Raw genomic sequence first — 7,000 nt, forward strand, 5'->3', positions numbered from 1 at the left:
TAGTAATTTTTGAATACATCCCAAAAACGGCGTAAATTAAAACCCAGCACCTATTCATTAGGTGCTGGATTTTAAAGCTCGACTTTAAAAATTGTTAAACGTTCTAATTCATCAATAGTCAATCTCCGCCATTCTCCAAGAGCCAATGCAGGATCCAACTGTAGGGGCCCCATCGTGAGGCGCTGAAGATCCGTGACTTCTTTTCCGCAGGCAGCCACCATGCGCTTGATCTGGTGGAATTTACCTTCCGCTAGGGTAATTTCTACGAGAGAAGTCTCTTTTGCCTCATCCAGCTCTAAAATCTTGAGCTGAGCTGGCTGACAGGTGAAGTCTTTCAGTTCTATTCCTGCAGCAAATCGCTCTACATCTGCTTGCTCCATCAGGCCAGCCACTTGAGCTCGGTAGATTTTTTCTACGTGCTTTTTGGGTGACAGCATGGCATGGGCTAGCTTGCCATTATTGGTCAGAAGGAGCAGGCCGTGGGTATCAATATCCAAGCGGCCGACAGGAAAGACTTCTTTCTGACGGGCAGTCTCATCCAGCAAGTCCAGAACCGTCTGATGACGGTCATCCTCTGTCGCCGAAATGACTCCCTGCGGCTTGTTGAGAAGGTAGTAGACGAATTTCTCATAAGTCAGCCTTTGGCCAGAAACGACAATGTCATCTGCTGCCTCATCAATCTGGGTCTTAGGTGATTTCTCTGCTCTGCCATTGACCAAAACCAGCCCTTTCTTTAGAAGCTGCTTGACCTGAGCACGTGAGCCCAGACCATTTTCTGCTAAAAATTTATCCAGACGCATCGTATAACCTCCTAACTTCCTGAAGCCATGCCGCTCTTTTCTTTGCTAAATCTTAGAACAAAGAGCGAGGTCAGAATCATAGCCATACCCAAAACGCTGAAGATAAAGGCTGGAGCATTGGAGAAGCTCCCGATGAAACTGAGGACAAATGTAGTGGCCGTTGCTCCGATACTGCAGCCTAAAATCACGATAGAAGTGGCTTGATTGAGTAGGTGGGCGGAAATGCGCTCGGATAGGGTGTAAAAAATGGTCGTCAGACCGACACTATAGACAAAGCCGGCGCTAATAGTAGCAAAGCTGAGTGACAAGAGATTTGGTGAGAAGCCAATAATAATCTGAGTCAGGCCAAAAACCAGACCAGAAAGCATCAGCAGTTTATCTCTAAAAAGACGGGTCAAACTGGCAAAGCTGATGCCCGCTGCAATCCCAATCAACTGCATCAAGGAAAGAATCATGCCTGCAGTTTGGGGTGTCCCCATGCCAGACTTCTCTACAATCCCCGGCACCCGCACATTGATGGCGATATAGGTCAGCACAATAACCCCCGCCACAAAGGCAAAAGCTAGACTTAACTGCCAATCCTGCTGGCTTAGCTTAGGAGTCGATTCAGACTGTTCTTGCTGCTTTTCAGAGACCTTGTCATAAGGGACAAAAAGCAGATAAAACGCTAAAACCACCAGTCCAAAGGTATAGACGAGAAAGGCAGCCTGCCAGCCGAGAGGAAGAAGTAGACTGACGCCAAAAGTCAAGAAAGCTGTCCCGACTACTTCTGCTGATCCCCTCAGTCCTAAAAGCCGAACGCGTTCCTGTCCCTTGTAGCGCTCGCTAACAATCGAGATAGCCTTGGCATTGAGCAGACCGATTCCCATCCCAAAGACAATCCGAGAGGCAAACATAAGCCAGTAAGACTGACTAAGTAGAGGAAGAAGCCCGCAAAGTGAAAAAATCAGAAGCCCACTCACAATCATCTGACGCTCTGTCAGGTATTTCTCAATGACTCTATTAAACAGCAACATCAGCATAATCCCAGCCGAAGGCAAGGAAACCAGAAGTTCTACCCAACTTTCTGGAATCTCCTTATAAAAAGCAAACATGGCCGACTGGGCACTGGAAATCGAAAAAGCCGTCGTCAGAATCAAAGAAAGCGAGAGGATACTCACCTTTTCCATCAATTTTTTCATTCTATTTTCCTTTAAAATTCACACTACCTCTATCATACAGTTTTTTGGGCCAAGACGCAATTTCTTTGTCAGGAATATTATGGGTCGCTGTGGCTTCATTTAAAATCAGGCACTACCAGCCAGTCAAAACCGCTCCCGCCTTTATTTCTTGGAGGTTTTATGTTATGATGAAGGATAGAAAAAGGAGAGAATCATGTCTGTGAGTGAAAAAACATCTGTTATTGAACGATTAACCAAACCAGCCCATTTAATTGATATGAAGGACATTATCCGCGAGGGCAATCCGACCCTGCGCGCTATCGCTGAGGAAGTCAGCTTCCCTCTCTCAGACCAGGAAATCATTCTGGGCGAGAAGATGATGCAATTTCTCAAGCATTCCCAGGACCCAGTCACGGCAGAAAAAATGGGGCTGCGCGGCGGTGTTGGTCTAGCTGCTCCCCAGCTGGATATTTCCAAACGGATCATCGCTGTTTTAGTTCCCAACCCTGACGACGAAGAGGGCAATCCGCCTAAGGAAGCTTATAGCCTGCAAACGCTGATGTACAATCCTAAGATTGTAGCCCATTCCGTTCAGGATGCAGCCTTAGCCGATGGTGAAGGCTGCCTATCAGTCGATCGAGAAGTACCTGGCTACGTGGTTCGGCATGCGCGAGTCACCGTGGATTACTTTGACAAGGACGGTCAAAAGCATCGTATCAAACTCAAGGGCTATAATGCCATCGTTGTTCAGCATGAAATCGACCATATCAACGGCATCATGTTCTACGACCGTATTAATGAAAAAGACCCATTTGCAGTCAAAGACGGCATGTTGGTGATTGAGTAAATAGCTTGTCTATCATTATCAAAAATACCTAGATAGTTCATATCTAGGTATTTTTTCTATTCTAACTATCCCGTCTCCAGAAAATAGCCAAGAGGATAACTGCTCCTAGCACTGATGGAACAACAGCTGTATCAGCCAGCATTGGTCCCCAATGACCAAAAAGAAATTGACCTATCAAGGAACCAAACCAACCCAAGAGGATTTTTCCGATACAGCCCATGCGCTCCCCACGGCTGGTAATAGCCCCGGCGATAAGGCCGATAATAAAACCGACAAACATACTACCAATCATATATTCCCCTTCTTTCTATATTTCTAGCAAGGCTTCTAAAGAAGCAAGTGGAAGCTATCATTATGGAATGCGCCATTTAAGGCAACTCGAAATCTTAGATTGCCCAGTCTCCATTTCTAAAGATTGCTACACGGCTGCCGTCTTCTCGGATACCGTCAATATCCATCTGACCAGAGCCAATCATAAAGTCCACATGGACATCCGAGCGGTTGAGACCCGCTGCTTCAAGCTCTTCTTCAGAGAAATTCTCTCCACCGACCACACTAGTCGCATAGGCTGCACCGATAGCCAAGTGGTTAGAAGCATTTTCATCAAAGAGAGTATTGAAGAAAGTAATGCCTGACTGAGAAATCGGACTTGGATCTGGTACCAAGGCACACTCACCTAAAGCACGCGCACCAGCATTTTCAAAGACAAGATCCTTCATAACTTGATCGCCCTTTTCAGCAGTAATGTCCACAATCTGGCCATCCTTGAAGGTCACCTTGATGCCTTCGATGATGTTGCCATTGTAGCTGAGAGGCTTGGTGCTAGTCACATAACCTTCAGCTCGGCGGAAGTCCGGTGCTGTAAAGACCTCTTCTGTTGGCATATTAGCAATGAAATACTCGCCCTGGGCATTAAGACTGCCAGCTGACTCCCAGTGGTGGTTCTTTGGCAAGCCCAATGTCAAGTCTGTTCCCGGAGCTGTGTAGTGCAGAGCTGTGAATTGCTCCTCGTTTAAAACCTTAGCTTTTGAGCTGAGTTTTTCTTCATGCGCCTGCCAAGCGGCTACTGGATCATCCTCATAGACACGGCAGGTTTTGAAAATCTGATCCCAAAGCAAGTCTACCGCTTCCTCATCACTGGCTGCGTTTGGAAAGACCTTCTTAGCCCACTCTGTACCGGCTGCTGCAGCGACTGTCCAGCTGACTTTATTGGATTGGGTTGCAATCCGCATCGGCTTCATGGCTATCCCCATAGCCTTAGCAGAAGCCGATAATTTCTCGGCATCCACGCCATTTAAAGCTCCTGGGTCAGATGAACGAACGCCCAAGCGGCTGGCTTTCTTTTCGAGGAGATAGTTCATCTCAGCCACCTTATAGTCTGGAACATTGTCCAAGCGCTCCATCGGTGCATGGAGGAATTTCTCCCGCGTAGTCAAATCATCCGCCCACTGGACGATGACCTCGTGAGCACCCAGAGCATAGGCTTCCTTGACAATCAAGTGAGCCAGCTCACGCTGCTCCACATCAATATTGAGCGCCACCGTGTGACCCGGCTGCACATTAATACCATTGGCAACCAATAGTTTAGCGTATTTTTCTAAGTTTTCTTTAAAATTTGGCAGAACCATAATGTTTCTCCTTTTCTTTTGTTATTTCTCTTTAAACAGGGACAGTAGGCTAACCGCTGCCACAGTGCCGCAAATCAAAGCGGTCATTTTCAAAATTGTATCTGGATCAAGATCCAGCTGGTAATCAAAAACTTTTTGCGCAGGCTTATCCTGAGCGGAAATGGTAAGTTTCATGAGAGAGTCCTTTCTAAATCATAATTCTAAGGTATAAATTCTTACTTGTACTGGCGTCTTCAGAATCCTCAATTATCTTTCAATAGTTTAAAACAAATCACTATGACTGCCTGTCCTAAGCAAGTTTAAAATCAATTCTTCCTTATCCACTTTATAAACCAAGAGCCAATCTGGCTGGATATGGCATTCTCGCACTCCTTTAAAGTGCTTGGATGCTGTCAGTTGATGATCTCGATATTTAGCAGGAAGTTCTTTTTCCTGAATCAAAAACTCCAAGACTTCTTCTAACAAGTTTGCCTTAAGTCCACGCTTCATAGCCAACTTAAAATCTTTTTTAAACTGTTTATGATAACGAATCTTAAGCACGCAAATCCTCCATCAAGTCTGAGACACTCACAAAAGACTGACTCATATTCCGATTTTGATCTAAATCTGCCANTACTTCCACTAACTTCCGACTTTCATCCAGTCTAACATCAAAGGGCAGCCCTTGGTACTGAATAGCCTGACGAAGAAAAATATTGATAGCCGTCGTCATATCCATTCCCAAGCTGTTGAAAACCTGTTGAGCCTGCTCCTTGACCTCACTGTCCAAGCGGATGCTCATACTAGTCTTTGACATACTCTCACCTTCTTTCTATAGACTATTTTAACAAAAAAGAAAGCTAATGTAAATCTATTGGATATACATTAACCTTCTTTATATTGATTTTTTTGATAGTCTCAAAGATTCACAGAGAAAGCAGGAGAAAGAATAAGAAATTTACTATTATCCTTGCAGGTCACTAACATTTTCATATTTAATATTTACTTCCGAAATCGAATTTGCAAATTTATAACCCATGAACAAAGCATTAAAATCGCTATAAGTTGATAAAATGATCTGATACTTATCTATAATTCCATGACGTAAAATTTCAATAAAAGATAGTACATTCATAGCATCCATATCTTGAACTGGATCATCTATCATTAAGAAGTTAAGATTATCAGATAACTTAAACATTGTATTCAAGGAGAGAGTAAATGCTAGAGACACAACAGCCAACTGCCCTGTACTCAGCTGATTCATTACATCATGATCATTATTAGTGTCGGATTTAAATCTAATAATTGCTACCTTTCCATTATCATTATTCGTTGTTTTCTTGTGCGTTAAGAAAATCCCCATACCTTGTTGATAATTTTGTAACATTTTTGCTGAGTATATAAAGAATGGGATACGTAGCTTTTTAACAATATCTATTTTGAACTGTTTTACTTCCTCTTTATATATAGTATTAATTCCTTCTAATCGTTCCACAGTTGTTCTCAATGTTTCTATCTGACTTGATAAATTTTGAAGTTGCTGATTTTGAACTAGTTTATGCTGTCCATCAAGATAAAGTTTCTTATTTTCTAAATCTCCAATACTAATATCCTCTAATACTTCCACTTTACTTTGAAAATATGTAGGAAATATGTTCTCAGCGTCTGCTATCAGATTCTCATTAATAGCATATTTATTATCAACTGCCGAGTGAATAGCATTTTTTAATTCAAGCAATCGACTATCAATCGTCGCCATATTTATCTTCGAATATGAACTTGATTCCAATTGGTACGTTTCAAACTGTAATTCAGAAAATTCTTCTCTTAAATCACCCAGTTGCCTCTTTATATTTTCCAGATTATTAATATCTAGTAACCGATAAACATCATTATCAACTACTAATTTTGATTGAAATTCTTGCAAGTTTAACTGGTGCTGCTGATTATAGTCTTTAAATTCTAACCTTCCCAACTCATATGGTACTATAATTGTATACGACTGAATAAAAGTTTTAAAACCTTCGACATTTTGAGAATAACTTTGATGCAAATTTTTTAATTCTTGTAATCTATCTAATAAATTTTTATCTACATCCGTAGAAAGGCTATTTATTTCATCAATGATTTTCTGCTTCAGTTGCTGGATCAGTTCATTCAGCAATAATTGAGCTTCTTGCAATTGCAGACTATTTTGAGACGAAATTTCAGTTAGATAATTTTTATAACTATAATAAGCTTGCTTCAATTCTTCAAATGTTTGGAACTGTGAATTACAGAATGGACATTTGTTTCCATCAATATGTCGATGTCTCAACTCGTCAAACTTATTACCTAAGTTANTCCTTAATTGTCGTAGTTCACTTAAATTTTTGTCTACCTGGCTAGCATTATTCCTCAGACTTTGGAATTTAACTACTTGTATTTTAAGCAATTCAAAATCACCGGACAATCTATCATTTTGAGTATAAGTAATGGACTGTTCTGTCATCTCAGTAATATCTGCTGATAAATTAGTCAAGTAGATATTTAGTTGCTTTCTTCGATTGTAATCATGAACAACACTCTCATATGAGTGTAGGT

General features: G+C 41.8%; 8 protein-coding genes. 1 reads left to right on the forward strand and 7 read right to left on the reverse strand.

Features of this window, described 5'->3' with window-relative positions; translation table 11 throughout:
* Positions 1-71 precede the first annotated feature (71 nt).
* Positions 72-800 (reverse strand): pseudouridine synthase, encoded by a 729-nt coding sequence (locus tag D8886_RS11295; RefSeq protein WP_125435746.1) that lies wholly within the window; start codon positions 798-800, stop codon positions 72-74.
* Positions 801-811: 11 nt separating this feature from the next.
* Positions 812-1,981 (reverse strand): MFS transporter, encoded by a 1,170-nt coding sequence (locus D8886_RS11300; RefSeq protein ID WP_111675278.1) that lies wholly within the window; start codon positions 1,979-1,981, stop codon positions 812-814.
* Positions 1,982-2,174: 193 nt separating this feature from the next.
* On the opposite strand from D8886_RS11300, the gene def reads away from it, so the two are divergent.
* Positions 2,175-2,807, forward strand: coding sequence for a peptide deformylase (gene def, locus D8886_RS11305; RefSeq protein ID WP_032912376.1), 633 nt, complete (start codon positions 2,175-2,177; stop codon positions 2,805-2,807).
* Between the two features lie 61 nt (positions 2,808-2,868).
* On the opposite strand, the gene D8886_RS11310 is transcribed toward def, so the two are convergent.
* From D8886_RS11310 to D8886_RS11325, 5 genes are all read right to left on the reverse strand, one after another.
* A complete protein-coding gene (locus tag D8886_RS11310; protein ID WP_002908679.1) occupies positions 2,869-3,099 on the reverse strand; it encodes a GlsB/YeaQ/YmgE family stress response membrane protein in 231 nt (76 codons plus the stop codon).
* Positions 3,100-3,193: 94 nt separating this feature from the next.
* On the reverse strand, positions 3,194-4,435 hold the full coding sequence (locus D8886_RS11315) for an aminopeptidase (RefSeq protein ID WP_125435748.1): 1,242 nt from the start codon (positions 4,433-4,435) through the stop codon (positions 3,194-3,196).
* Between the two features lie 21 nt (positions 4,436-4,456).
* Entirely contained in the window at positions 4,457-4,609 is a 153-nt protein-coding gene (locus tag D8886_RS11720; protein ID WP_000778898.1) for a hypothetical protein, read from the reverse strand.
* An 87-nt stretch (positions 4,610-4,696) separates the two neighbouring features.
* Entirely contained in the window at positions 4,697-4,975 is a 279-nt protein-coding gene (locus D8886_RS11320; protein WP_002902247.1) for a type II toxin-antitoxin system YafQ family toxin, read from the reverse strand.
* Entirely contained in the window at positions 4,968-5,231 is a 264-nt protein-coding gene (locus tag D8886_RS11325) for a type II toxin-antitoxin system RelB/DinJ family antitoxin (protein ID WP_125435750.1), read from the reverse strand. The genes D8886_RS11320 and D8886_RS11325 overlap by 8 nt, the downstream gene beginning before the upstream one ends.
* Positions 5,232-7,000 lie beyond the last annotated feature (1,769 nt).

The organism is Streptococcus sanguinis, from assembly GCF_003943655.1.
Lineage (GTDB): Bacteria > Bacillota > Bacilli > Lactobacillales > Streptococcaceae > Streptococcus > Streptococcus sanguinis_F.

Bases quoted from the DNA above. Each gene is read 5' to 3' on its own strand.
- D8886_RS11295 (WP_125435746.1), bottom strand. From the start codon at position 800: ATGCGTCTGGATAAATTTTTAGCAGAAAATGGTCTGGGCTCACGTGCT.
- D8886_RS11300 (WP_111675278.1), bottom strand. From the start codon at position 1,981: ATGAAAAAATTGATGGAAAAGGTGAGTATCCTCTCGCTTTCTTTGATT.
- D8886_RS11310 (WP_002908679.1), bottom strand. From the start codon at position 3,099: ATGATTGGTAGTATGTTTGTCGGTTTTATTATCGGCCTTATCGCCGGG.
- D8886_RS11315 (WP_125435748.1), bottom strand. From the start codon at position 4,435: ATGGTTCTGCCAAATTTTAAAGAAAACTTAGAAAAATACGCTAAACTA.
- D8886_RS11720 (WP_000778898.1), bottom strand. From the start codon at position 4,609: ATGAAACTTACCATTTCCGCTCAGGATAAGCCTGCGCAAAAAGTTTTT.
- def (WP_032912376.1), top strand. From the start codon at position 2,175: ATGTCTGTGAGTGAAAAAACATCTGTTATTGAACGATTAACCAAACCA.